The organism is Marinomonas sp. AWM4_232 (assembly GCF_056158325.1).
In genome coordinates, this window is the sequence record NZ_JBSWTA010000001.1 from 2,681,314 (window position 1) to 2,703,523 (window position 22,210).

Annotated in this window: 27 protein-coding genes; 18 read left to right on the plus strand and 9 right to left on the minus strand. The window is 45.1% G+C overall.

Annotated features, from left to right (window positions below; all coding sequences use genetic code 11):
- Positions 1 to 75 precede the first annotated feature (75 nt).
- Positions 76 to 702 (plus strand): FMN-binding negative transcriptional regulator, encoded by a 627-nt coding sequence (locus ACXAC1_RS12750; protein ID WP_475061864.1) that lies wholly within the window; start codon positions 76 to 78, stop codon positions 700 to 702.
- A 3-nt stretch (positions 703 to 705) separates the two neighbouring features.
- On the opposite strand, the gene ACXAC1_RS12755 is transcribed toward ACXAC1_RS12750, so the two are convergent.
- Positions 706 to 969, minus strand: coding sequence for a Txe/YoeB family addiction module toxin (locus ACXAC1_RS12755; RefSeq protein ID WP_067210041.1), 264 nt, complete (start codon positions 967 to 969; stop codon positions 706 to 708).
- Entirely contained in the window at positions 962 to 1,216 is a 255-nt protein-coding gene (locus ACXAC1_RS12760) for a type II toxin-antitoxin system Phd/YefM family antitoxin (RefSeq protein WP_475061866.1), read from the minus strand. Before ACXAC1_RS12760 ends, ACXAC1_RS12755 begins: the two co-directional genes overlap by 8 nt.
- A gap of 435 nt (positions 1,217 to 1,651) precedes the next feature.
- On the opposite strand from ACXAC1_RS12760, the gene ACXAC1_RS12765 reads away from it, so the two are divergent.
- Both ACXAC1_RS12765 and ACXAC1_RS12770 read left to right on the plus strand, forming a co-directional pair.
- Positions 1,652 to 2,059, plus strand: a complete 408-nt coding sequence (locus ACXAC1_RS12765) for a GNAT family N-acetyltransferase (protein ID WP_475061868.1) — start codon at positions 1,652 to 1,654, stop codon at positions 2,057 to 2,059.
- A gap of 149 nt (positions 2,060 to 2,208) precedes the next feature.
- Positions 2,209 to 2,484, plus strand: a complete 276-nt coding sequence (locus tag ACXAC1_RS12770; RefSeq protein ID WP_475061870.1) for a putative quinol monooxygenase — start codon at positions 2,209 to 2,211, stop codon at positions 2,482 to 2,484.
- Positions 2,485 to 2,556: 72 nt separating this feature from the next.
- Here the strand turns inward: ACXAC1_RS12770 and ACXAC1_RS12775 are convergent, their stop codons facing one another.
- The gene (locus tag ACXAC1_RS12775) at positions 2,557 to 3,435 is read right to left on the minus strand and encodes a LysR family transcriptional regulator (RefSeq protein ID WP_475061872.1); all 879 of its coding nucleotides are present in this window, start codon (positions 3,433 to 3,435) and stop codon (positions 2,557 to 2,559) included.
- A gap of 95 nt (positions 3,436 to 3,530) precedes the next feature.
- Here ACXAC1_RS12775 and ACXAC1_RS12780 point away from each other — a divergent pair, with 95 nt between their 5' ends.
- From ACXAC1_RS12780 to ACXAC1_RS12810, 7 genes are all read left to right on the plus strand, one after another.
- Positions 3,531 to 4,259, plus strand: coding sequence for an NAD(P)-dependent oxidoreductase (locus ACXAC1_RS12780; protein WP_475061874.1), 729 nt, complete (start codon positions 3,531 to 3,533; stop codon positions 4,257 to 4,259).
- A 105-nt stretch (positions 4,260 to 4,364) separates the two neighbouring features.
- Positions 4,365 to 4,844, plus strand: a complete 480-nt coding sequence (locus ACXAC1_RS12785; protein ID WP_475061875.1) for a P-loop nucleotide/nucleoside kinase family protein — start codon at positions 4,365 to 4,367, stop codon at positions 4,842 to 4,844.
- The gene (locus tag ACXAC1_RS12790) at positions 4,841 to 5,539 is read left to right on the plus strand and encodes a helix-turn-helix transcriptional regulator (RefSeq protein WP_475061877.1); all 699 of its coding nucleotides are present in this window, start codon (positions 4,841 to 4,843) and stop codon (positions 5,537 to 5,539) included. The genes ACXAC1_RS12785 and ACXAC1_RS12790 overlap by 4 nt, the downstream gene beginning before the upstream one ends.
- Before the next feature lie 76 nt (positions 5,540 to 5,615).
- Positions 5,616 to 5,981 carry a VOC family protein gene (locus ACXAC1_RS12795; RefSeq protein ID WP_475061879.1) on the plus strand — a complete coding sequence of 122 codons (366 nt, stop codon included), beginning with the start codon at positions 5,616 to 5,618 and terminating at the stop codon, positions 5,979 to 5,981.
- A gap of 134 nt (positions 5,982 to 6,115) precedes the next feature.
- A complete protein-coding gene (locus ACXAC1_RS12800; protein ID WP_475061880.1) occupies positions 6,116 to 6,685 on the plus strand; it encodes a DJ-1/PfpI family protein in 570 nt (189 codons plus the stop codon).
- 151 nt (positions 6,686 to 6,836) lie between these two features.
- Positions 6,837 to 7,196, plus strand: coding sequence for a ribbon-helix-helix domain-containing protein (locus ACXAC1_RS12805; RefSeq protein ID WP_199462480.1), 360 nt, complete (start codon positions 6,837 to 6,839; stop codon positions 7,194 to 7,196).
- A gap of 214 nt (positions 7,197 to 7,410) precedes the next feature.
- Positions 7,411 to 7,839 carry an MAPEG family protein gene (locus tag ACXAC1_RS12810; RefSeq protein WP_133563136.1) on the plus strand — a complete coding sequence of 143 codons (429 nt, stop codon included), beginning with the start codon at positions 7,411 to 7,413 and terminating at the stop codon, positions 7,837 to 7,839.
- A 58-nt stretch (positions 7,840 to 7,897) separates the two neighbouring features.
- On the opposite strand, the gene ACXAC1_RS12815 is transcribed toward ACXAC1_RS12810, so the two are convergent.
- Positions 7,898 to 9,403, minus strand: coding sequence for an adenylyltransferase/cytidyltransferase family protein (locus ACXAC1_RS12815; protein WP_199462479.1), 1,506 nt, complete (start codon positions 9,401 to 9,403; stop codon positions 7,898 to 7,900).
- Between the two features lie 335 nt (positions 9,404 to 9,738).
- Between ACXAC1_RS12815 and ACXAC1_RS12820 the strand changes: the two genes are divergently transcribed.
- The 3 genes from ACXAC1_RS12820 to ACXAC1_RS12830 all read left to right on the plus strand — a co-directional run bounded on the left by ACXAC1_RS12820 (position 9,739) and on the right by ACXAC1_RS12830 (position 11,763).
- Positions 9,739 to 10,140 carry an ASCH domain-containing protein gene (locus ACXAC1_RS12820; protein ID WP_475061881.1) on the plus strand — a complete coding sequence of 134 codons (402 nt, stop codon included), beginning with the start codon at positions 9,739 to 9,741 and terminating at the stop codon, positions 10,138 to 10,140.
- 135 nt (positions 10,141 to 10,275) lie between these two features.
- Positions 10,276 to 10,812, plus strand: coding sequence for an NADPH-dependent FMN reductase (locus tag ACXAC1_RS12825; RefSeq protein WP_199462478.1), 537 nt, complete (start codon positions 10,276 to 10,278; stop codon positions 10,810 to 10,812).
- 102 nt (positions 10,813 to 10,914) lie between these two features.
- Positions 10,915 to 11,763, plus strand: a complete 849-nt coding sequence (locus ACXAC1_RS12830; protein WP_199462477.1) for a CE1 family esterase — start codon at positions 10,915 to 10,917, stop codon at positions 11,761 to 11,763.
- Positions 11,764 to 11,821: 58 nt separating this feature from the next.
- On the opposite strand, the gene ACXAC1_RS12835 is transcribed toward ACXAC1_RS12830, so the two are convergent.
- On the minus strand, positions 11,822 to 12,079 hold the full coding sequence (locus tag ACXAC1_RS12835) for a hypothetical protein (RefSeq protein ID WP_475061883.1): 258 nt from the start codon (positions 12,077 to 12,079) through the stop codon (positions 11,822 to 11,824).
- The gene (locus ACXAC1_RS12840; protein WP_475061884.1) at positions 12,058 to 13,233 is read right to left on the minus strand and encodes an FAD-dependent oxidoreductase; all 1,176 of its coding nucleotides are present in this window, start codon (positions 13,231 to 13,233) and stop codon (positions 12,058 to 12,060) included. Before ACXAC1_RS12840 ends, ACXAC1_RS12835 begins: the two co-directional genes overlap by 22 nt.
- Before the next feature lie 325 nt (positions 13,234 to 13,558).
- Between ACXAC1_RS12840 and ACXAC1_RS12845 the strand changes: the two genes are divergently transcribed.
- A complete protein-coding gene (locus ACXAC1_RS12845) occupies positions 13,559 to 14,305 on the plus strand; it encodes a tetratricopeptide repeat protein (protein ID WP_475061885.1) in 747 nt (248 codons plus the stop codon).
- A 52-nt stretch (positions 14,306 to 14,357) separates the two neighbouring features.
- Positions 14,358 to 15,389, plus strand: a complete 1,032-nt coding sequence (locus tag ACXAC1_RS12850; protein WP_475061887.1) for a DUF2157 domain-containing protein — start codon at positions 14,358 to 14,360, stop codon at positions 15,387 to 15,389.
- A 30-nt stretch (positions 15,390 to 15,419) separates the two neighbouring features.
- On the opposite strand, the gene ACXAC1_RS12855 is transcribed toward ACXAC1_RS12850, so the two are convergent.
- Positions 15,420 to 16,325: a LysR family transcriptional regulator gene (locus tag ACXAC1_RS12855; protein WP_475063827.1), complete on the minus strand. Its 906-nt coding sequence runs from the start codon at positions 16,323 to 16,325 to the stop codon at positions 15,420 to 15,422.
- Between the two features lie 133 nt (positions 16,326 to 16,458).
- On the opposite strand from ACXAC1_RS12855, the gene ACXAC1_RS12860 reads away from it, so the two are divergent.
- Entirely contained in the window at positions 16,459 to 17,577 is a 1,119-nt protein-coding gene (locus ACXAC1_RS12860) for an S-(hydroxymethyl)glutathione dehydrogenase/class III alcohol dehydrogenase (RefSeq protein ID WP_475063828.1), read from the plus strand.
- A gap of 65 nt (positions 17,578 to 17,642) precedes the next feature.
- Positions 17,643 to 18,476: an S-formylglutathione hydrolase gene (fghA, locus tag ACXAC1_RS12865; protein ID WP_475061889.1), complete on the plus strand. Its 834-nt coding sequence runs from the start codon at positions 17,643 to 17,645 to the stop codon at positions 18,474 to 18,476.
- 109 nt (positions 18,477 to 18,585) lie between these two features.
- Here the strand turns inward: fghA and ACXAC1_RS12870 are convergent, their stop codons facing one another.
- Positions 18,586 to 20,208: a methyl-accepting chemotaxis protein gene (locus ACXAC1_RS12870; RefSeq protein ID WP_475061891.1), complete on the minus strand. Its 1,623-nt coding sequence runs from the start codon at positions 20,206 to 20,208 to the stop codon at positions 18,586 to 18,588.
- 164 nt (positions 20,209 to 20,372) lie between these two features.
- Between ACXAC1_RS12870 and ACXAC1_RS12875 the strand changes: the two genes are divergently transcribed.
- Positions 20,373 to 21,206 (plus strand): SDR family NAD(P)-dependent oxidoreductase, encoded by an 834-nt coding sequence (locus ACXAC1_RS12875; protein ID WP_475061892.1) that lies wholly within the window; start codon positions 20,373 to 20,375, stop codon positions 21,204 to 21,206.
- Positions 21,207 to 21,221: 15 nt separating this feature from the next.
- On the opposite strand, the gene ACXAC1_RS12880 is transcribed toward ACXAC1_RS12875, so the two are convergent.
- Positions 21,222 to 22,205 (minus strand): alpha/beta hydrolase, encoded by a 984-nt coding sequence (locus ACXAC1_RS12880; RefSeq protein ID WP_475061893.1) that lies wholly within the window; start codon positions 22,203 to 22,205, stop codon positions 21,222 to 21,224.
- Positions 22,206 to 22,210 lie beyond the last annotated feature (5 nt).

The window sequence follows — 22,210 nt, forward strand, 5'->3', positions numbered from 1 at the left end:
ATTCTGCTAAACAGTGCTTCAATTTAAGGTAAATGCGAAGTTGGCTTAAACGACTCACCACCAAGGAGCACATGGATGTACGTCCCAAACCACTTTAAAGAAGAAGACCAAGAAGTACTACACCAATACATTCGCGAGTATAGCTTTGGTAGCTTGATTATCTCTGATGCTGAAGGCATTGAAGCGAATCACGTCCCATTTTATTTAGTGATCGATGAAGGCAGCTCTCTCGGTAAACTACAATGTCATCTAGCTCGTGCTAATCCGGCATGGCAGCGTATTCAGGATGGCGCTCAGGTGCTTGCGATTTTTCAGGGACCTAATGCCTATATCTCGCCATCTTGGTATGCAACAAAGGCGGAAATGGGGCGTGTGGTGCCAACATGGAATTATCTTGCAGTACATGTAAAGGGGGAAGTTCAGGTTATTCAAGATCCTGATTGGCTTAAACAGCACCTAAGTCAGTTAACTGATCAGCATGAAGCTACCATGGACGAGCCTTGGTCTGTAGCGGATGCTCCAACCGATTTTACCGACCGTTTAGTTAAAGCCGTTGTCGGAATAGAGATAGCGATCGAGTCACTCGCAGGGAAGTTAAAAGCCAGCCAAAACCAGCTTCAGTCGAATAGGGAAAGCGTAAGATCCAGTTTGAAAGGGCAGGGTGGCGTTAATGCCGCAGCGGTTGCGAAGCTTATGGATTGAACATTAATAATGATACCGACACGACAATATCGTCACTGCTTCATCATCCACGGCATAAACCAGCCTGTTGGTATCATCAATCCTTCTAGACCAAAAGCCTGAAAGATTCGCTTTTAAAGGTTCTGGCTTGCCCATTCCTTCAAATGGCGATCGCTTGATATCGGTAATCAGTTTATTAATTCGCTTGAGTGTTTTCTTATCTTGGGTCTGCCAGTACACATAACTTTCCCAAGCCTCGTCGGTCCATGACAAGAGTCGTTCAGTCATCGAGTAAATCCTTTTGTGATGTTTTGCCTGCTTTATACTGCGCGATTGAGCGATCTAAGTGCGCAGCATTAGCCGGTGAGCGAAGTAAATGCACGGTTTCCATTAGGCTGTTGTAATGCTCAAGTGACATAACTACTGCATCGTCTGCATCTCGTCTTGTAATCACAGCGGTATCAGCATCATTTACAACGGTGTCGAGTACTGATTTTAAGTTATTGCGCGCCTCAGTAAAGGATACGATTCGCATGGTATCTCCAATATGTACAGTTTACGGTACAAGTATAGGTGTAGTTTTATAGTTGTACAACATATGGGACATGTAACTTAAGCGATTTTATTTAACAACCCGTTAATACCCCCACGCCACTCTAACTGTTACAACTTACCTCTGTTGGAAACACAATAAGAGGAAGCATTATGTCTAATAAGAAAATCTTAATGATCACTGGTGATTTCACGGACGATTACGAAACCATGGTGTCATGGCCGAGCTTTGTTCAGTAGCGAACTCCGCTTCTGACTTTACCGGCTGTTTAATGATAGGCATTGTCGGGATAGGAGTTACGATTGAGTCACTTACTGGTAAGCTTAATCTATTAATTCAGGTTAAAGTGTTAACAAGTCAGTTCAAGCGACGCCTATGGCATCCCTGATTAAGGCATTATTCAAAACAGAGGTAAATATGGATATTAAAATTGAACTCAACGGCGAGATCGAAGAGGCCGAAATCGTAGAGTTATACCGGGCTAATCACTGGTCTTCAGCTGAAAAGCCTGAACAGCTATTGCCTGCTTTGCGTAATTCTCACACGTTGGTCACAGCGCGTATTGATGGAGAGTTGGTTGGTGTAGGCAACGCAATATCCGATGGGCATCTGGTGGTCTATTACCCTCATATGCTTGTTCACCCATCCAAACACGGCAGAGGTATCGGTCGTAAAATGATGGAAGCTATGCAATCTATCTACGGTGGCTTTCACCAGCAAATGCTTACCGCTGACGGTGAAGCTATAGAGTTCTATAAAGCCCTAGGCTTCGAGCGCGCCGGTAAAACAGAGCCAATGTGGGTATACGCAGGCACGGAGCACTAAGTGTAAAACAGGTAAAGTAAGCATCTATGTCTCTCTTTAACGCGGTATTTGACGAGGAAAAACCATGGAACATTATCTCGGATATGCAGTGGCCCGTTGCGCTCCATCTGTACCGGTCATTTACCACTTCACACTCCACAAGGAAGCCCATGTCAAAAGTAACATTAAAAGGTTTTATTCTAGTCCCTGAGTCGGATCTTGAATTAGTACAAACTGAATTGGTAAATCACACACGCCTTACACTCGAAGAAACCGGCTGTATTACGTTTAGTGTTATTCAAAATTCAGATAATCCTCTTCGTTTTGACGTTTACGAAGAGTTCGCGGATAAAGAATCATTTGAACTCCACCAGCAACGAGTGAAAGCATCCTATTGGGGGAAGGTGGCAGTATACGTTGAGCGGCACTATGAAATTCTAGGGTGAGTGTATTCATAGCTGTTCAACTCAGTGACTCGCTTCACCTTTTTAGTTTGAGAGCTGCTTGGCGTAAGGATGTTACGTAAAGTCTTCATTTAGTCCATCCGCAAGAAGATCAAATACAAAACGCACTCGAGGGTTGGTACGTAGCTCACGATGACTAACTAACCAAACTGGTAATTCAAGTAAAGGATTAGCAGTTCGGCGTATCGCTTTGAGTCCGAGGCGTTTTCCGATGTCTGTTGGCAAGATGATCAAACTGTTGCCTTGTTGTGCAAGTAACACATGGAGCCACTGAAAATTAGTGGTCACTTGAAAGTTCTCAAGACCCACTGACCAATCGCGCTGCTGCAAAATTTCAATCACTTTTTCTTGTTGATCAAAGCCAATTATTTGGACATTTTTATATCCGTTGCATTCTAGTTTGGATACGTATTCTGGTGTGCCAAATAAATCAATTGATTCCACGCCTATTTTGCGGGCGATCAAGTCAGTTTGTTCAGGGCGTTTATTACGTAATGCGATGTCGGCATCACGCGCCTTGAGGTTAGTAATGGCATTAGATACTTCAATATTTATTTGTAGCTCTGGTGCTTGTTTACGAATACGCTGCAATATCGGGGGCAAGCGAAAAGCTGCATCCAATTCGCTGACAGCTATGGTGACGGAGCCATACAAGCTTTCAGAGTGACCTTTTGCACTCAGTGATACTTGCATCGCTGCTTCTTGCATGACTTCGATGTGGTGAATTAATTGATACCCTGCGTCTGTTATTTGAATGCCTCGCCCCATGCGTGCGAATAAGGTAAGTCCGAGTTGGGTTTCTAGAGTGTTCATTTGTCGACTGAGAGTAGACTGGCTGAGATTAAGCGCTTCCGCTGCTGCGGTTAATGACCCTTTTTTGGCGACAGTAAGAAAGACTCGCGCGTGATTCCAATCGAATGTGTTTTTATTCATTCGTAAATGCATACCTTGTAGTTGTTTTTGCCATATATCTTTCATTTATGCATTTGTATAGTGGGCAAATCGCTATTAAGAGACAAGTGATTCGAATGAAAATTTTTGTTGCAGGTTTGACAGGCGCTACGGGGAGGTTGCTTGCTTCACAACTCCTTGCAAGCGGACATACGGTATTTGGTTTTGTTAGGACAATAGAAGCTTTGCCTGTATCAATTTTTTCTCATCGGAATATAAGAATTCAACAGGGGAGCTTGCTGGAAGTATCGGATAGTGAGCTGAGCTCGGTATTAGATGAAGTGGATGGTATGGCATGCTGTTTGGGACACAATCTAACACTGCAGGGTATATGGGGGCAGCCGCGGACTCTAGTTCGAGACGCAGTACAACGATTGGTTGAATTGACTCAACACAAGCCGATACGCTTAGTGTTAATGAGTAGTAATGGCGTGGTAAATGCTCGTAATAATGAGCAATTGAAGGGAGTGGACCGAGTCGTAATTTCAGTATTACGTAAAATTTTGCCGCCCCAGAGAGACAATGAACTAGCAGCCGCTTTTTTGCAAAACCAAACCTACCCGAATCTGACGTGGAGTATTGTTCGACCGGATAACTTGGTTGATCACGATGAAGTTACCAATTACAAAGTTTTTTCCTCACCTCAATTGGGTGTGATTATAGATACAGGCCAAACAAGCCGTATAAACGTAGCGCATTTTATGAGCACTTTGTTAACGGACGATATTGTTTGGAGTAACTGGCAAAACCAATGGCCTGTGTTGTATAACGCTACTGCATTGAATAAAAAATGCGGTTCGGCTTAATCGGTTTAATGAACTGAAGAGCAACTTTTGCATGGTTGGTTTTATTTTTAATCTAAGACAATATGCGAGCAAGGCGGTAAGTTGTTAAGAATGACTGGAGGAGAGATGGATAATCAGGGAGTGTTGTTTTTTTTCTGCGGTAAGATGGGGGCGGGCAAGTCCACGAAATCCAAAATTATTGCGGCTGAGAATCATGCTGTTCTCGTCTCAGAAGATGAATGGTTAGCGGCCCATTACCCTTCACAGATTAACACGTTTGATGACTACATTAAGTTCTCAAACCTCATCAAACCGTTTGTCAAAATGCACGTTCAAAGTCTGCTCAATCTTGGTGTGAATGTAGTTATGGACTTTCCTGCAAACACAGTGAAGCAAAGAGCATGGTTTGTATCGCTATGTCGCGAAGTGAATTGTCGCCACGAACTGTGGTTTTTAGACGTGACAGATGAGCAATGTTTGTCTCAAATTGCACAGCGTCGTATTGAATCTCCTGAACGAGCACAGTTTGACACGGAAAGCGTTTTTCATCATGTAACTCAGTACTTTGAAGCGCCGACGGCTGATGAAGGTTTAACGATAAAGTGAGTCGATCAAAGCGCTTGTTATTCTTACTGGACTTGTTACGTCAAAGTCGTCGTCCGGTCTCTGCAAGTCAACTCGCGCAGCGGCTCAATGTCAGTGTGCGCAGTATTTACCGCGATATTGCAACGCTGCAGGAGCAAGGGGCTCAAATCGAAGGCGAAGCAGGCGTTGGCTATCAAATGGTCTCGGGATTTTGGTTACCTCCCTTAAATTTCACATCGCAAGAACTAGAGGCACTGGTATTAGGCATGCGCTGGGTCACTCGTCAGGCGGATCCTGCACTGGCACAGAGTGCAGAGTCGTGTTTGGGGAAAGTGCTGTCTGAGTTGCCAGCCGATTTGGCAGATGAGGTGACACACAATACTCTCTTGGTTGGACCCACTGCGTCGCTTGGTGATGATATCAATGTGGCCCGTTTACGAGCTGCACTACAAGCTGAGTTCAAAGTCGAGTTTAAGTATCAAGATAAAGTAGGGCATAACAGCCAACGAGTGGTTTGGCCGATGGCATTGGGCTACTTCCAAACAGCACTCGTGTTGATTGCTTGGTGTGAGGTGCGCCAAGACTTTCGACATTTTCGCGTTGATCGATTAAACGAGTTAGTCATCAAGGATGAGGCACGTTATCCAACGCCCCGGCGTACTCTGATGAATCAGTGGTATGAGCAACAACAGATTTCTAAGCCGTTACCATTTTAATCAACCGCTACTGACAAAAACTGACGTACAGGTAATTTATGCTGGACTTCTTCTTAACACAGAATGGAGTTTCAGTATGATATTAAATGGCTTTGTGCTTTATGTTGCGTCCCTTTCAAAAAGTGTCACCTTATATAGCGAACTTCTAGAACAACCGCCTATCAGGCAGTCCGATGACTTCGCGTTGTTTGTCACGCCCAATGGGCAATCTCTGCGTTTGTGGCAACAGGATAAAGTTATTCCCTCAACCAATGGTGTGGTCGGTGGTGTTGAAGTAATTCTACATGTCGATAGCCTCGATGAGCTAAATACTCAATGGCTCCGCTGGCAATCACTCGATTTGCAGCCTATCCAACCCATTGAAACGTTGAGTTTTGGAGAGACCTTTACGGTGATTGATCACGATGGACATCGTTTACGCCTGATAAGGCTTTCTGTATGAGCGGGCGGTTCTGGATATAGAAGGTTAGCTCTCATCATAATACCTTCAACCCATGTAACAACCCGTTAATACCTCCCGCGCCACTCTAACTGTTACAACTTACCTCTGTTGGAAACACAATAAGAGGAAGCATTATGTCTAATAAGAAAATCTTAATGATCACGGGTGATTTCACGGAAGACTACGAAACCATGGTGCCGTTTCAGGCGTTGTTAAGTGTCGGTCATCAGGTGGATGCGGTCTGTCCTGATAAGAAAGCAGGTGACTCTGTTGCAACGGCGATCCATGATTTTGAAGGGGATCAGACCTACACCGAAAAGCCCGGTCACCGTTTCGCGTTAAATGCGACCTTTAGTGAGATTAAGGCGGAAGACTATGATGCTTTGGTGATTCCTGGCGGTCGTGCACCGGAGTATTTGCGCTTAAATAAAGACGTGATTGCCATGGTGCAGCATTTCTTTAAAGCGGATAAGCCAGTTGCCGCGATTTGTCACGGTGCTCAGTTGTTGGCGGCGGCGGGTGTGTTGGAGGGCAAGCAATGTTCCGCTTACCCTGCGTGTCAGCCAGAAGTAGAGCTTGCCAAAGGTGTCTACGCTGATATCCCAGTGGATCAGGCGGTGACCGATGGTAACTTAGTCACAGCGCCTGCGTGGCCAGCGCACCCTGCGTGGTTAGCGCAGTTTTATGTTTTGCTAAACCGCTAACCTGATCTTTACTCTGCGATGTTGGGGGAGTGGATAGTCACTATTGCGTAAATTAGTGCGCCATTCCTCTGACTTTCCGAAAAATTCAGCTAACCTATTTTGTCTGCGTTTGTTCTTTTGCGTTGTTAAGGGATTTTAACAGGATGATTTTATGTGCAAGCTGTTTGTGAACTCAGACCCCAGCCTATGGCAAAACGTCACGCGCTCTGTGCGTATTGATGGCATGGTCACCAGCATTCGATTGGAAAATATCTTCTGGTTTACCTTAGAGGAAATCGCTCAGCGGGATAAGCTATCGCTGGCGCAGATGATTGTGAAGCTTAACCATGAGGCATTGGCAGCGGGTCATGATTTGGATAATTTCACTTCTTTCTTGCGCGTTTGTGCCATGCGTTATCTGCATTTACAAACCATCGGTATGTTGCCTAACTCACCTGATATCAGCCTTGCTTCATTAAATAGCGAGCGCATTTTAGAGCAGGAAAAGCGTTACTTTGAGACGCATCAGTAGCGTTAATTAGTTGTTTGGCAGGAGCTTGAACGTGAAGGCAATTACAAGCTCAGACCGTGTTGTTTTGTCACGTCTCTTTAAACCTCCCCCAGCTTTGTTCAATAACCATGCAAAGCCTGCGTTAATCCTTTGCAGATGTCTTTTAGCAGAGTGCATGTAGCGCTTTGCTGTGCGACGTTATTCATATCACTCTAATGAAAAAGGAGAATATGTAATGGAATTAACGACGATATACGGCACTGCATTTTGGGGCATGTTTGTGATTCTTGTGACTTGGATGGCGCAGTGGTTTGTTGCAGCAATTTCTAAAGCACGTAAGGAAGGAGCTGTTCCAGGTAAAGTGGACGAGTCACTTGGGCATGAATCGTTCACATTCAGGGCACATCGAACGTTTATGAACTCGATAGAAAATGTACCAATCATGCTTGGTATGATTTTACTGGCTATCTTGATTGGTGCCGATGCCTTTTGGTTAATGATCTGTATTTGGAGCTTCGCTGTAGCGCGTATTATTCACATGCTGCTTTATTACGCAGTGGCGACTAACGAAAACCCAAGCCCACGAAGCTACTTTTTCCTAATGGGGCTTTTATCGAACATCGCATTACTCGCGTTGTGTGCTAAGACTTTAATTAATTTATAGTCCTGCATATAAAGTTAATGGTCACAATTTGGCAGCAGGTAGCTATACCTTCCCAAACCTAATGTTTCTTAGTGTCAGTTTGAGATATGACCTTTTGTTTAATTGAAGTAGTCGAAACTCCTTCTGTTTTTGGAGCATAGGTTACATCAATATTGTGGTGGGCAAGGGCTTTTTCTAGCTTCTGCCAACGCTCTGAGCCTTGCCACTCTTTACCACAAACAACTTTGTTGATATTGAGTGAGTGTATCCATTCCGTAGCGGCTTGAGTGTGTGATATGGGGTTGGCGACAAAATGGGTTTCATCAACGATCGATAGAGCAGTGATAAGCATTTTTCGCTGTGTTTCATTCATGATTGGTTGATAGCCTTTACTTTGCTGACAAAAGCTATCTGGAGCAATGCCCACGACTAATACGTCTCCCTGTTGCCGAGCGAATTCAAGGTAGTTCAAATGACCCTCATGCATCAGGTCGAAGTAACCTAGAGCCAAGATTCGCTGTTGGCTATTTTGTTGAGAAGATATTTGCTCAAACTGCCGCTTAATTTGATTTAGTACTTTGTCTTTTGGACGCTGAGCAAGGAGTACATCAAGGATACGTTTAGCTTTGGTTGTATTGCCTCTAAGCCATTGCCCATACAAACGTGAGTAGGCGTAACAATATGTGAGCCAAGAGAAATGTTTTAGATTCTGTGCGCAGATAATGGTATCGAAATCCGCGTCAGGGATACGCCAATCTTGGCCATACAGTGCATTTAACATCAATTCTGGTTGGCTTAAATACCATACTTCACCAGCAGGTGAAGGGCGGCTGGTTAGTTCGATTTTAGGAAAGACTGTAATGCGGTTCCAATGAAATGGTACGTCTTCGATCCATAGGCCGCAAATGGCTTCACCACTTTTACTATCGGTGCCAAAACCACATAGATCCAGCGTAATGCCTGTTGCCTTATGTTTTAAGCAACGTGGGTTGATTAAATCGTAGGAGCGTGACGCCTCGGCCCAACCGTTTTTTTCCAATACCTCAATGGCTTTATTCATTTGGAGCCAATCTATCCCAATATCCAAGTCTTTGTCATTGATAAGCAAATGACCTTCTCGCTCCAAGCCTAAAAGAGTGCCTGCACAAGCAAAAGCATAGACTTCATGCTGCTTTAGCAAAGATAAGGTTTGCCAAAGCAGAGCCTCGCCTTGATCAGGTTTAAGAGATGTTGTGTTCGGTTTAACACAAGAAGGAATCCCTTCCTGCTCTACTTGAAAGTAGGCGAGTGTTAATGCGGTATGAAACGTCGCTGCAGCTTGAGGTAGTTGCTTTGCTTGCTGCAGGCATTGCCCTAACACGTGGTAGGCTTCGTGGAAATGAGGTATCTGAATAATCAGTTCTTGCAGAGTAGCTATCCACTGTTCACCTTTTCCTGATAGGAGATCAATTTGAGCCAAATAGAGTTGCGCCATGACGAGTTCAGGAGCAGCTTTTCTGACTTCCTCCAATAAAGTCTTTGCATTGTCATAATGCCCCAAGTGGAATTGTTTGATGGCGGCGTTGAGTTGATCTAGCGGGGACATATGGCTCCAATCAGGCAATAAACTGAGCGAGTGTTATGCTCACGATTAGAACATTATAAATTGAGAATAACCAGGCTCTTGATGATACTTCTACCAAAGTGATTTTTCTGAGAACGCTTAAATAGAACAGCATAGAAGAGATCCGATCTCTGCGGCCTCTAGTTTTGACTTGGAAGCGTTAAAGGAAGTGTATTAAGATCAATATGCAACCAATACCATAGGCTGAAGACAAATCACCAAACGCATAAGTTTGATTTCATGTTTTGGCTTGCTAATGAATAAACGAGCATCTATCGCCTTAAAAGGCGGTTTTCTTAATCAAATTCGAGGTTTTCATGGAAGAAAGAAGTAGGGCCTATTTAGAGAGTTATCTGAACTCATTGCCACTTAAAACCGCAGAAAAATGTACTTCTTTCAGTTCAGATTATTTTTGCTCTGATGAGTACAACGCTAATGTTTGCGCTGAATTGATTCTTAGAGGTGAAAAACGGGCGTCCTGTAGCATGGAGTACTGGTACAGCCATGAAGGTGAAGAGCGTCCTGAAGTCGGTCATCTTCAAGTCGTCACGGATTGGAGTGGTAAGCCAGTCTGTATCATAGAAATCAGTTCAGTTTCTACGTGCAAATATAGGGATGTGAGTGCTGAGTTCGCCGCGGCCGAAGGTGAGGGCGATAAAACCTTATCGTGGTGGAGAAAAGCTCACTGGGCGTTTTTTCAAACGAGTGTGAAGAGTTAGGTATTACTCCAACTGAAGATATGTTGTTAGTTTTAGAGCATTTTAAGGTCGTTCATAAATAAAAAAGATGATCTCTGCTGCACGATGCTTGATACACATCAGTAACGTGAACTAGCCTACGACAAGGAATGTTTTATGAAGATTCTTGCTATCTCCGGTAGTGCCCGTAAGGCCTCGACCAATACAGCTTTGCTTTCGGCAATTCAATCTAGAGTGCCAGAAGGCGTTGAGGTGTTTATTTTTGATCAGCTCCATACGCTACCAGTGTTTTCTCCTGACTTAGAGGGTGAGTCGACCCCTCTTGCTGTACGTAATTTTATTGACCTCATTGCCACGGCGGATGGCATTATTATTTCAAGTCCTGAGTATGTTCGAGCGATTCCCGGTGGCCTTAAAAACGCGATAGATTGGATGGTGTCTCGCTATGAAGTGATCGGGAAAAACATTGCGTTGGTCCATGCATCTCATCGAGGCGATGATATGCTGGCTTCCTTACGACTCGTATTGGCAACGGTCAGCGAGAATTTTCAAGAAGATATTTTTTTACGGGTGCCTCTGATCGGCAAGTTACCTAAGGAAATTGACACGTTTATTCAGGAGACTGATTACGAGAAAGAAGTCATGACATTTATTAGTCGGTTTATGGATAGTGTTAGTGGTTTTGACCAATGATGCTCGAGCCTGTATTTCTTTCTGATCGAACTTTTGCCTAACATCGTACCGTTAGATTAAAGCTTTATTACGGTGATTCGCTTATAAGAGAGGGTAGGAATAATGCAGGGACTTTACCTCATTAAATGGCTACAGACATTGCTCTATTACCTGATAGGGAGTGGTGTTTGGCTGGCTTTGAGCTTGCCCGTACAAGCCGAGGGGCGTTATCAAACAGAGTCATTTAATGAGCGAGAATGGCTGCTTTATGTACCTGATCGGTTCTCTGAAAAGGCTCATCTATATTTGCTGATAGTCCTACATGGTGGTGCTGGTAATGCTCAGTTCATACAAAGAAAATTAGCGTTTGAGCAGGCTGCCGATCAGCTCGGAATGGTTGTAGCGTATTTAAATGGTAGTGCTGCCGCGCGTTTGGGAGGTGCTAAATTTAAAGCATGGAATGCAGGTAGAGGTTGCTGTGGTAAACCCTACCGAGATCAGGTGGATGACATAAGCTACATTTCTGAGGCGGTAGAAACTTTGCAATCGCGTTATCACGTCAGTGATGTTAATAAGTTAGCTGTTGGTCATTCGAATGGTGGAATGATGCTGCAGACAATGGTGTGTACGACCGAGACATTTCAAAAGGTGGTAACACTCTCAGCCACTTTAATGGTCGATCCCAAACAGTGTGCAAAGGCCGTAAATAACACCATTATTAATATTCATGGTGAGTTGGATGAAAATGTACCTATAGCCGGAGGGATAGGGGAAAAAGGCTTTTTGGACATTCCATTTACTTCGCAAAAAAATGCCCAGCATATTTTCGAAAGTGCTGGAGGACGCTATCAACTGGTGGTCTTACCAAAAGCAGCGCATTCACTCAAAGATCTAGATGGCTCGGCTCGGAAATTTAGAAAGCAGCCGCTGGTTGAGTTGATTTTAGAGCAATTCTCCCTGACTGCCCGGTAAATATTGGCAACCTTATTCTTAAGATTGATTAAGGTTGCCAGAGTGAGGGTGTTGTTCCTTAAGCGCCAATAACTTCTTCCACTGGTTTATCGTAAAGTTGCTTTGCTAACTCCCTAAGTGCCATGCGAACACCCTCTTCGATATTGGGGTGATAGAACGGCAAGCGTAGGATCTCGGCTATTTCGACATTAAGCTGATGAACCCAAGCCAGTTGATGCAGTAAGTGTTCACCTCGTGGGGCGATCATTTCACCACCAACCAAACATTTGCTGGTTTTATCAGCATAAAGGCGAATTAAACCCTCAAATTCCTGCATGACTCTTGGGCGACCGAGCATATTAAAGTTGTAGCTGCCGACCACAATTTTGTCAGGATCAAGCTTGTAAAATGTTTACCAAAGAAACCGATATTTGGATGAGTAAAGGCCATGCCAAGTTCGGTGCGTGCTTGGTAGTGTTTTGCTTCACCTTGTTGTAATCCTTGGATCACATTGTAGGCGGCGATACGCCCTTCATCCGCTGCTTCGTGGAGGATGGCTTTTTGTCCTGTAGCATCACCAGCGACAAATATCTCTGTGCCTTGGATACGCATGGTGCTGGGATCGATCTTTGGCATGCCTCGATGATTTAAAGCAATACCTGTATTGGCAAGGTTTAGGGTATCAAGGTTTGGGCGACGACCTAGAGCTGCCAATACTTGATCCACTTCGATGCTTTGCTCACCGAAGCTGACTTTTATGCCCTTGTCGGTTTGCTCCAATTGCGCCGCTTGCCCGAGATAAATTGGGAAATCATGGCCGATCAGTTCAAGAGCTTTGGTGCGAACTTCAGGGTCGCTAATACCTGCGATCGTATCGGCCATTTCAATACCCACGACTTCTACACCTAGTCTTGCCATCGCCTGCCCCAGTTCTAAGCCAATTACTCCTAAACCAATGACGGCTACTTTTTTTGGTAATGTAGTTTGCTCAAAGAAAGTATCCGATGTAACCACGCCTTTGATGTTTTGCCAAAGGTCGGGTAATACAGGGCGGGAACCAGGTGCGAGGATAATGTATTTCGCTTGCAGCTGTTCAGTATGACCATTCTCGTAGCTGATTTCTAAGGTATTCGCATCCACAAAGGCTGCGCGGCCATTTAAGTTTTTCTCCGCTGGAAGTTGCTGCCAAGGGGCAATGGTTTTCTCGACAAAGCCGTCGCGCATAGACTGTACTCGTTTCATCACGGTTTCACCATTTACTTGTGCTTGGGCTACCCCTTCGATGCCTTCTACGGGCAGCTTTTTCAAGCGGTCAAAATCATCGGCAATTTGAATCAGCACCTTCGACGGCATGCAGCCCACTTTGGCGCACGTCGTGCCATACCAACCTTCATTGATTAGCACATAATTATTGGTCACTTTTTTTATCAGTCCGAGTGCGGTTAAGCCCGCAGAGCCTGCTCCAATGATCGCAACATCTACTTGACGCATGATAAATCCTTAAATAATTATTAGATTTTTCTAATGTAATAAGCAGATGTTATTTCTGCAAGTAAGTAATGGATAGAAAGCGACTTAGATCAAATTAGAGAATGTAGAGGTATTTATTTGAGAAGTCTGGGGGAACTGGACTAGTCGCTAAGCGATTTAGACATGCGTCTTTTGTGTGATGTTTAACTATCTTGGTGCACTGCTTGATATTTAAAATATTCTTTGTTAAAAATAAAAATCATTCTCAATATAGTGAAAAAACGAAGAGAGAATGAAGCGATTTTTATTAGGATCTTATTGATCCCTTCAACAAGGATGTCCAATTATGAAAAGTCGAAGTGGCATGTATGCTGTGAGCTGGACTTTGTCTTACAAGCCTTCATTGAGTAATCTGAAACCTAAAATCATTGCCTCGTTGTTTTGTTTTTTTCAGTTTATTGCTAACGCTTCTTACGCAGAGATGTACGGTAATTACGATGTGAAGAAGATTTTAATCGTTACGGAAACTGAAAACGGTCAAAAGAAAGGCGTTGATTTACGATATTTAGATTCAATCATTAATGACCTTGGGAAACATGCGAGTGTTTATCCTCCTAGGTTTGACAATGCTGCGGACTTGCAACGTGCTAAAGCTGACGCACGGTCGCTTTCAGGAGTGATGGATATTCTTGTGGATACGCCGACAGTATCTACTGATCTTTTAAAACGCAGCAGCCTTATAAACAGTATTGGATTCATGCTAGATATTCCTGGTTCGGCGGATAAGGCGGATCGAGATTTTAGAAACCTACTTAATCAGATGCCAGATGATACCTTTGCAAATTATAGGTACGGTGTTTTCCTAGCTGATAGTAATCAAGGCAGCAAAGCATTGCCGTATCTAGAAAAATCAGCAAAAGCAGGGGTGAAGCAAGCTTACTATTCGCTAGGTATGGTCTATTTATCGCAGCAAAACATGGAGTTGGCTGTGAAAAATCTTGAGATCTACAAAGGCCTAACGCCCAATAATGGGCACATTGAAGATTTACTAGATGCCATCAAAAGCGGCAATGTAGAATTTAAAAAGCATTAACGCTTATTGGGTTACACTGCTTTATTTCGTTCCTTGGGTTTTGGGGTGTTAAATGGACGTAACAAAGAGACAACTGAAAGCCGCTGCGAACGAGGGGATTATTTCCACTGAGCAGTCTGAAGCATTGTATGAGTTCTTGTCGCATCAGTCGCAGAGCACTCCGACATTCAATTTCACAAATACCCTGTATTACCTTGGCGGTATGATGGCCATCGGGGCGATGTCGCTGTTTATGAATTTAGGGTGGGAATCCTTTGGCGATGCTGGGATATTCTTTATTTCACTCTTGTATGCTGTGCTCGGGCTTTGGGTATGCCATGTGTTCGCCACTAGAAACTTAAGTATTCCTGCTGGTATATGTGCGACCTTTGTGGTTTGTATAACACCGCTCGCGGTTTATGGGCTGCAAAAATGGTTAGGCGTTTGGCCTGATGAAAGCCTTTATAAAAGCTTTCATAGAACCATTAAATGGCATTGGATTTATATGGAAGTTGCTACTCTTGTCGTAGGTGGTTTGCTGGCTTGGAAGTATAAATATCCGTTTATGGTCATGCCCATCGCCGTCACGCTTTGGTATATGTCGATGGATGTTGCATTGATGCTAGCGGGGGATCGATCTGCCTATGAACTTAGAGCCTTAATTTCTATGTACGTTGGTTTGATTATGATTGTCTTGGCTTTTGTAGTTGACCTAAAAGCCCATAAAATCGCTGACTACGCATTTTGGCTGTATCTTTTTGGTGTCCTTACTTTTTGGGGGGGCATGAGCAGTCAGCATTCTGATGATGAGCTTTCTAAATTTATCTACTTCAGCATTAACCTGGTGATGGTTGGTCTTGGTGTATTGCTGATGCGGCGAGTGTTTGTAGTATTCGGAGCATTAGGCTGTTGCACTTATTTCGGTCATCTAGCGTCTAGTGTCTTCAAAGACAGCTGGCTTTTTCCAATGGCCTTGGTGTTGATAGGACTCGGTATTATTGCTCTTGGTGTGATTTGGCAAAAGAATGAGCAAAATATTTCGAGAGCCGCTAGGGAAAAAATGCCTTTACCGCTCAGAGAGTTATTGGAGTTTAGAGAGAGCTAACAAGCTTTGTTAGCTCTAGTTCGCTTAGTATCAAAGCTGTTTACTCCAATTTGCGAAGATATCTTCCTTCTCAAAGCGCTCAATCAAGTAATCGCAAACGGCTTTGAGTTTCGGTGACGGCTGTTGGGCGCGCGGGTAGACAAGCCAAACACCGGTATAGGGGTACTGATATTGTGGGAGCAATGAAATCAGTCGCCCTGACGCTAAGTCTTCTTTTACATAGTAATCAGGCAATTGCGCTATACCGAGGCCTCGGCGGATGGCGTCTAGCAGGGCTGGGCCTGAGTTACTGCGCCAATGGCTGGAGACTTTGACTTCTTTACGTTGGCCGTTTTGACTGAATACCCAGTGAGTTTTAGAACCCATTAAGCATTTGTGTTTGCTCAGTTCTGCTAGGGTGTGAGGCACGCCATGCTGGTCAACGTATTCCCGAGAGGCGCACAGATATTCGGCGCGATCACACAGCCGTCTTGATAACAGACTGGAGTCACGCAGTGCTCCCATGCGGATGGCGAGGTCATAGCCTTCTTCCACTAAGTCGACTTCGCGGTTGGTTAGATGAAAGTCTAAATCGACTTGTGGGTTTTGCATTAAAAAATCATTGAGCAAGGGCGCGAGGTAGCGCTCGCCAAAGGTGGTGGCGCAGGTAATACGCAGTGTGCCCATGGGGGCTTGGGTGAGGGCGCTGACGGCTTCTTCTGCGCTGGCGAGAGCATTCGGCAGTTCACGACAGTGTTGGTAAAACTTCTCGCCTGCTTCACTGAGTCGGATGCTGCGCGTGGTGCGAAATAACAGCGTGGTGTTTAAACGCTCTTCTAAATGGGTAATCAAGCGACTGATGTGTGAAGCCGAAACATTTAACCTGCTTGCGGCTTTGGAAAAGCTCCCCTGATGCACAACTTCGACAAAGGCTTCCATGGCTTCCCAGTGTTTCATGACGTTATTACTCACTATTGTTGCCGTATGACAATAATGATTTGTCAAAATGACTATTATCGCAATAGTTTTTTGCGTCTACACTTAGCCCACTTGTTTCATTAACGGTTATGTTAGAACGGAGTTCACTATGTTGAAATGTAAAGCAGCGGTCGCTTGGGGGCCAGGTCAGCCTCTTAAAATCGAAGAAGTTGAAGTACAAGATCCGCAGGCAGGTGAAGTGCTTGTGCGTATGGTTGCAACAGGTGTTTGTCACACTGACGCATTCACGCTTTCAGGTGAAGACCCAGAAGGTATTTTCCCGGCGATCCTTGGTCACGAAGGTGCTGGTATCGTTGAAGCCGTTGGTGAAGGTGTCACAACACTTAAGCCTGGTGATCACGTTATCCCTCTTTACACGGCAGAGTGTGGCGAGTGTAAATTCTGTAAATCTGGCAAAACGAACCTATGTCAGGCCGTTCGTGCAACGCAAGGTAAAGGTCTTATGCCAGATGGCACAAGCCGTTTTAGCATCAACGGTGAGCCGATCTTCCACTACATGGGCTGTTCTACTTTCTCTGAGTACAGCGTTGTACCTGAAATCTCTTTGGCGAAAGTCAATGAAGAAGCCGCTATGGACAAAATCTGTCTACTTGGCTGTGGCGTAACAACAGGTATCGGTGCGGTGCTTAACACGGCAAAAGTAGAAGCAGGCGCGACGGTTGCTGTCTTCGGTCTAGGTGGTATCGGTCTTTCTTGTATCCAAGGTGCGCGTCTAGCGGGTGCTGGTCGTATCATCGCGATCGACCTAAACGAATCTAAATTCGAAATGGCGGAGCAGTTCGGTGCGACGGATTTCGTCAACCCATCTAAATTCGACAAGCCAATCCAAGAAGTGATCGTTGAGATGACGGATGGCGGTGTGGATTACTCTTTCGAGTGTATCGGTAACGTCAACGTGATGCGCGCAGCACTTGAGTGCTGTCACAAAGGTTGGGGTGAGTCGATCATCATCGGTGTAGCGGGTGCAGGTCAAGAAATCTCTACTCGTCCATTCCAGCTAGTGACGGGTCGTGTATGGCGCGGTTCTGCGTTCGGTGGCGTGAAAGGTCGTACTGAACTTCCAGGTTACGTAGAAGATTACATGAGCGGTAAGATCGAAATCGATCCATTCGTGACGCACAAAATGAAGCTTGAAGACATCAACGAAGCTTTCCACCTAATGCACGAAGGTGAAAGTATCCGTACGGTTATCGAGTTCGACGCAAAATAAGCGTTAATCATCTTAAAAAGCCCATCTCTAGGATGGGTTTTTTTTACAGATACGAAGAGGGAATTATGGAACTTTTATCGAGCACGAAAGTAAGCGGCGGTTGGTTGAAGCGCTACCGTCACGAAAGTTTGTCTGTAAAAGGTGACATGGTATTTGCCATCTTTTTGCCAGCACAAGCTGAAAGCGCAAATGTACCTGTGTTGTACTGGTTGTCAGGTTTGACTTGTACAGACGAGAACTTCTCACAGAAAGCCGGTGCATTCAAAAAAGCGGCGGAGCTAGGTCTTGCGATCGTTATGCCTGACACGAGCCCACGTGGTACCGATTACCCAGCAGAGCATGAAAGCTACGACTTTGGTTCTGGTGCAGGTTTCTATGTGAACGCAACGGTGGCGCCTTACTCAAACACTTACCACATGTATGACTACGTGGTTAAAGAGCTGCCAACGCTGGTGGAAGAACACTTCCCAGTCACAGACAAGCGTTCTATCTCAGGTCACTCTATGGGCGGTCACGGCGCGCTAATTTGTGCGCTGAAGAACCCAGGCCGTTACCAATCAGTATCAGCGTTTGCACCGATCACGAACCCAACGCAATGTCCTTGGGGCGAGAAGGCGTTTGCAGGTTACTTAGGTGACGATCGTGAAGCGTGGAAAGCGTGGGATACCTGTGAGTTGATCGCGACAGCGGAAGAGCGTCTACCGTTATTGGTTGACCAAGGTGAAGCGGATAACTTCCTAGAAGAACAGCTTAAACCTGAAGCGCTTGAGCAAGCCTGTGAAAAAGCAGGTCATGAACTGACGTTACGTCGTCAGTCTGGCTACGATCACAGCTACTTCTTTATCTCTAGCTTCATAGATGATCATCTAGCGCATCATGCTAAAGCCCTAGGTCTATAATCTAGCGCGCATTGCAAATGCAGGATGTTAAAAAGGCGAGTGACCGTTTAGGTGACTCGCCTTTTTTGTTGTGATCGCTTTAGCTAATGGCTTGGGTTAAATGCAATATTTAGTTAAAACGGAATTGGTTGATTTGTACACGCAGGGCATCAGCCATTTTAGCGATCATTTCAGAGCCTTGTGAGACTTCGTCCGCTTCTTGTAACACGCGTTCAGAGACTTCACGAATGCCCATCAAGTTGCTGTTGATCTCTTCGGCGACTTGGCCTTGTTGTTCTGCGGCAGAGGCGATTTGTACGCTACTATCGGACACTTCATCCACTTGCTGAAGCATTTTGGCTAAGTTGTTGGCTGCATTGCGCATGCGCTCCGCACCTTTCTCGGCTTGTTCTGTGCTGGTCGCCATAGATTGCGAAGCATTAGAAGACTGCTGTTGAAGTTTTTCAATGATGTTACGAATTTCAACGGTTGAGCTTTGCGTACGGCTAGCAAGGGTACGAACCTCATCAGCCACCACGGCAAACCCTCGGCCCTGCTCCCCAGCACGTGCGGCTTCGATCGCAGCGTTTAGTGCAAGCAAGTTGGTTTGCTCTGAAATATCACCAATAACACCTAATACTGACTCAATTTCTTGGGTCTGGCTCAATAACTCAATGATAACGGTGTTGGCACCTTCAACATGATGGGTCAGCGTTTGAATGTTCTGATTGGTCTCGCTGAGATCTTTGCTAGAAGATCGAGTCGTTTCTTGCACTACTTGCGTTGCGTTGGCTGTGTCTTTGGCATTGTTTGCTACATCGCGAATGGAGTAAGACATCTCATTCATGGCAGTCGCCAGTTTTTCCACTTCGTTAAACTGAGCATCCATACCACCTTTGGTATTCGCAGTATTGGTACGCATCTGCAGTGACACGGCCTGCAATTCCTGAATAGCATTCGATACGCTACCTAAGGTGTTCCCCAGTGCCAGTGACATCTGGTTAGCAGAATCTGCGAGGATGCCCAATTCATCTTTGCGATTGAGCTCTAAATGCTGTGTCATGTCACCACTGGCGACGGTTTGAAGGTGAGCGGTGACGGCTTTTAAAGGCCTGACTATGCTACGCACTACAAAGCAGCTCACGGTGAGGGCGGCTAAAACCAATAGTGTTTCGATGATAAGTGATACTTTTACAATTGACCAAAACGCAGCCTTTACATCGGTGTAAAACACACCTGAACCAATGATCCAGTTCCAGTCTTTTAGGCCTTTAACGTAAGAGACTTTTTCTTCTGGTGTGTCGACTTGTGGGCCTTTGTATGTGTATTCCACAAAGCCTTCGCCTTGCTGTTTAACGGTTGTAACCATTGCTTGCCAGTGGTGATTGCCGCTAGCGTCGGTTTTGTTTGTAACATCTGATCCATTAAGCTGAGGCTTTAGTGGGTGCATCAAAAGAGTGTGCTGGTAATCATTGATCCAGAAATAGCCACCTGATCCATAGCGGAGTGCTGCGACCGCTTTCAGAGCTTGTTCTTTGGCTGTTTCTTCGCCGATCACCGAGGCTTGGTCGTGGTAGTATCGAATGAGAGAGTAGGCATTCTCGACCTGCTCTTTGACTTGTTGCTTTCGCGCCTTCAATGATTCGTTGTATTGATTGTAATAAGCGTCAAACTCAAAAATAACAAGCAAACTGACAAGAATCGCAATCAAGCCCCAAAGCTTGCGACTGACTTTTACATTGGTTAACTTCATTGGACTCCTCCTTGAATTTTAATAAGCAGGGATTATGAATGCTAGTGGCTGCCTTGGAACTGATTCAGGTCAATTTCTAGCCATACTGAGGCGTAATACTTTAGCCTTGGATAGAAGCGAAATTCTAAGTACTCATCTTTTTATTGTTTTGAATGGGAAACCCTATGCGTTATTCAGTTCTGATTACCGGATGTAGCAGTGGCATTGGCCTAGCTGCTGCGCTAACTCTGCAAACAAAGAACTTTCAAGTGGTGGCTAGCTGTCGTAAACCAGAAGATGTTGAACGCTTGCGAGAGTTAGGTGTTAAGCATGTCGTGCAGTTGGACTTAGCGGATCCTGAATCGATTGAGCGAGGTTTGGCGCAAACCTTGGAAATAACGGGAGGTAGTTTGTTTGCTTTGTTTAATAATGGAGCTTACGGACAGCCTGGTGCAGTCGAGGACTTACCCGTCGATGTGTTACGCAAACAGTTCGAAAGCAACGTGTTTGGTACACACGATTTAACCACGCGAGTGATTAAGCTGATGCTGGCGCAGGGTTATGGTCGTATTGTACAAAATAGCTCGGTATTAGGTCTGGTTGCGGCACCTTTCAGAGGCGCATACAACGCCAGTAAGTTCGCCCTAGAAGGACTAACGGATACCATGCGAATGGAGCTGAGTGATACACCGATCAAAATCAGTACCATTGAGCCGGGTCCTATCGAAAGCCGTTTCCGTGCCAATGCCTTAACCGCTTTAAAAGCTCATATTGATATAGAGTCGAGCCGTCATCAGAAAGGCTATCAAGAAGCGGTTGCTCGGCTGGAAAGCGTTGGTCCTGCTTCCAGTGGTACACTCCCAGCCTCTGCAGTGGTTGATAAGCTACTGCATGCATTGTCTTCAACACGACCAAAGCCTCGTTACTATGTGACTTGGCCTACTTATGCGGCTGGCTGGATGCGCCGTTTACTGCCAACCTGTTTGCTTGATCGAATAATGATTTCACGTGGCAATTAGTATGAAAAATAGATGTTAGAGGCGTGACGCTAGCCATTTATCTATGGCGGCCAGATAGTGTTGACGTGATGGAGGGGGGGATAAGTATAGGTCATGGAATCCTCCCTCAATGCGTTCGATTTGCAAATCTTTAAAGGTCTGCTGCGCCGCAAGAGTCATGCTTTCCACATCCAGTACACCATCCCCTTGCTTTATGCGCTCTAGGTCACGCTCGTGACGAGTAGTGGCGTTTGAGCAGCACATCAATGTGGGTAACGCGAGTCCCAGTTGTTTTACTTGTTTTTGTGCCAATAGAATTTGTTTGAGCCAATTAAAGGACAATGGAAAGCCTTTGGCTGGCTTCCAGTCTAGACGATATTCCCATTCACCACAGAAGTGCTTGTGCAATGTTTTTGCGTACAAGCTGATGTCTTTTTCTCTAATGGAATGAAAAGGCAGTAATGACACGGTGAGCCAAATGGGCCAACTGACACGTTTGGTCACTTCTGGGGAAAAGGGTAAGGCTAGAAAAGGACTGTTCAAAATAAGCCCAGTGACCTTTGCCATATCAAGCGTTGAGTCGGCTGTGCTATTTCTGGCAAGATGGGCTAGGAAATGCGAGGCGATCAATCCACCTGTGGAATGCGCCAACAGCACCACTTCTTCAATTCCTCTCTGTCTTAATTCACATAGTGCGATGCGCAAATCACCATGATATTGCGTCATGTTCTCACACCAATTAGGGCGACTATTAGGGCGAATAGAGCGACCATAGCCCTGCAGATCGAGTGCGTAAAATTGCCATTCTTGTTCATCGAAGTGTCGTGCTAGATCGGCTTGAAAGAAGTAATCGGTATAACCGTGCAGATATAAGATGGCACGTTTTTTCGGTGTGCGAGTCTCATATTCGACCAATGTTGTGACGACTTGAGTCGCCACACCTTGAAAAGCAAACGTATGCGCAATAAAAGGCGAACCAAGTAAATCTTCCTTACTATGTAAATGTTGCCAAGTCAGCACACATC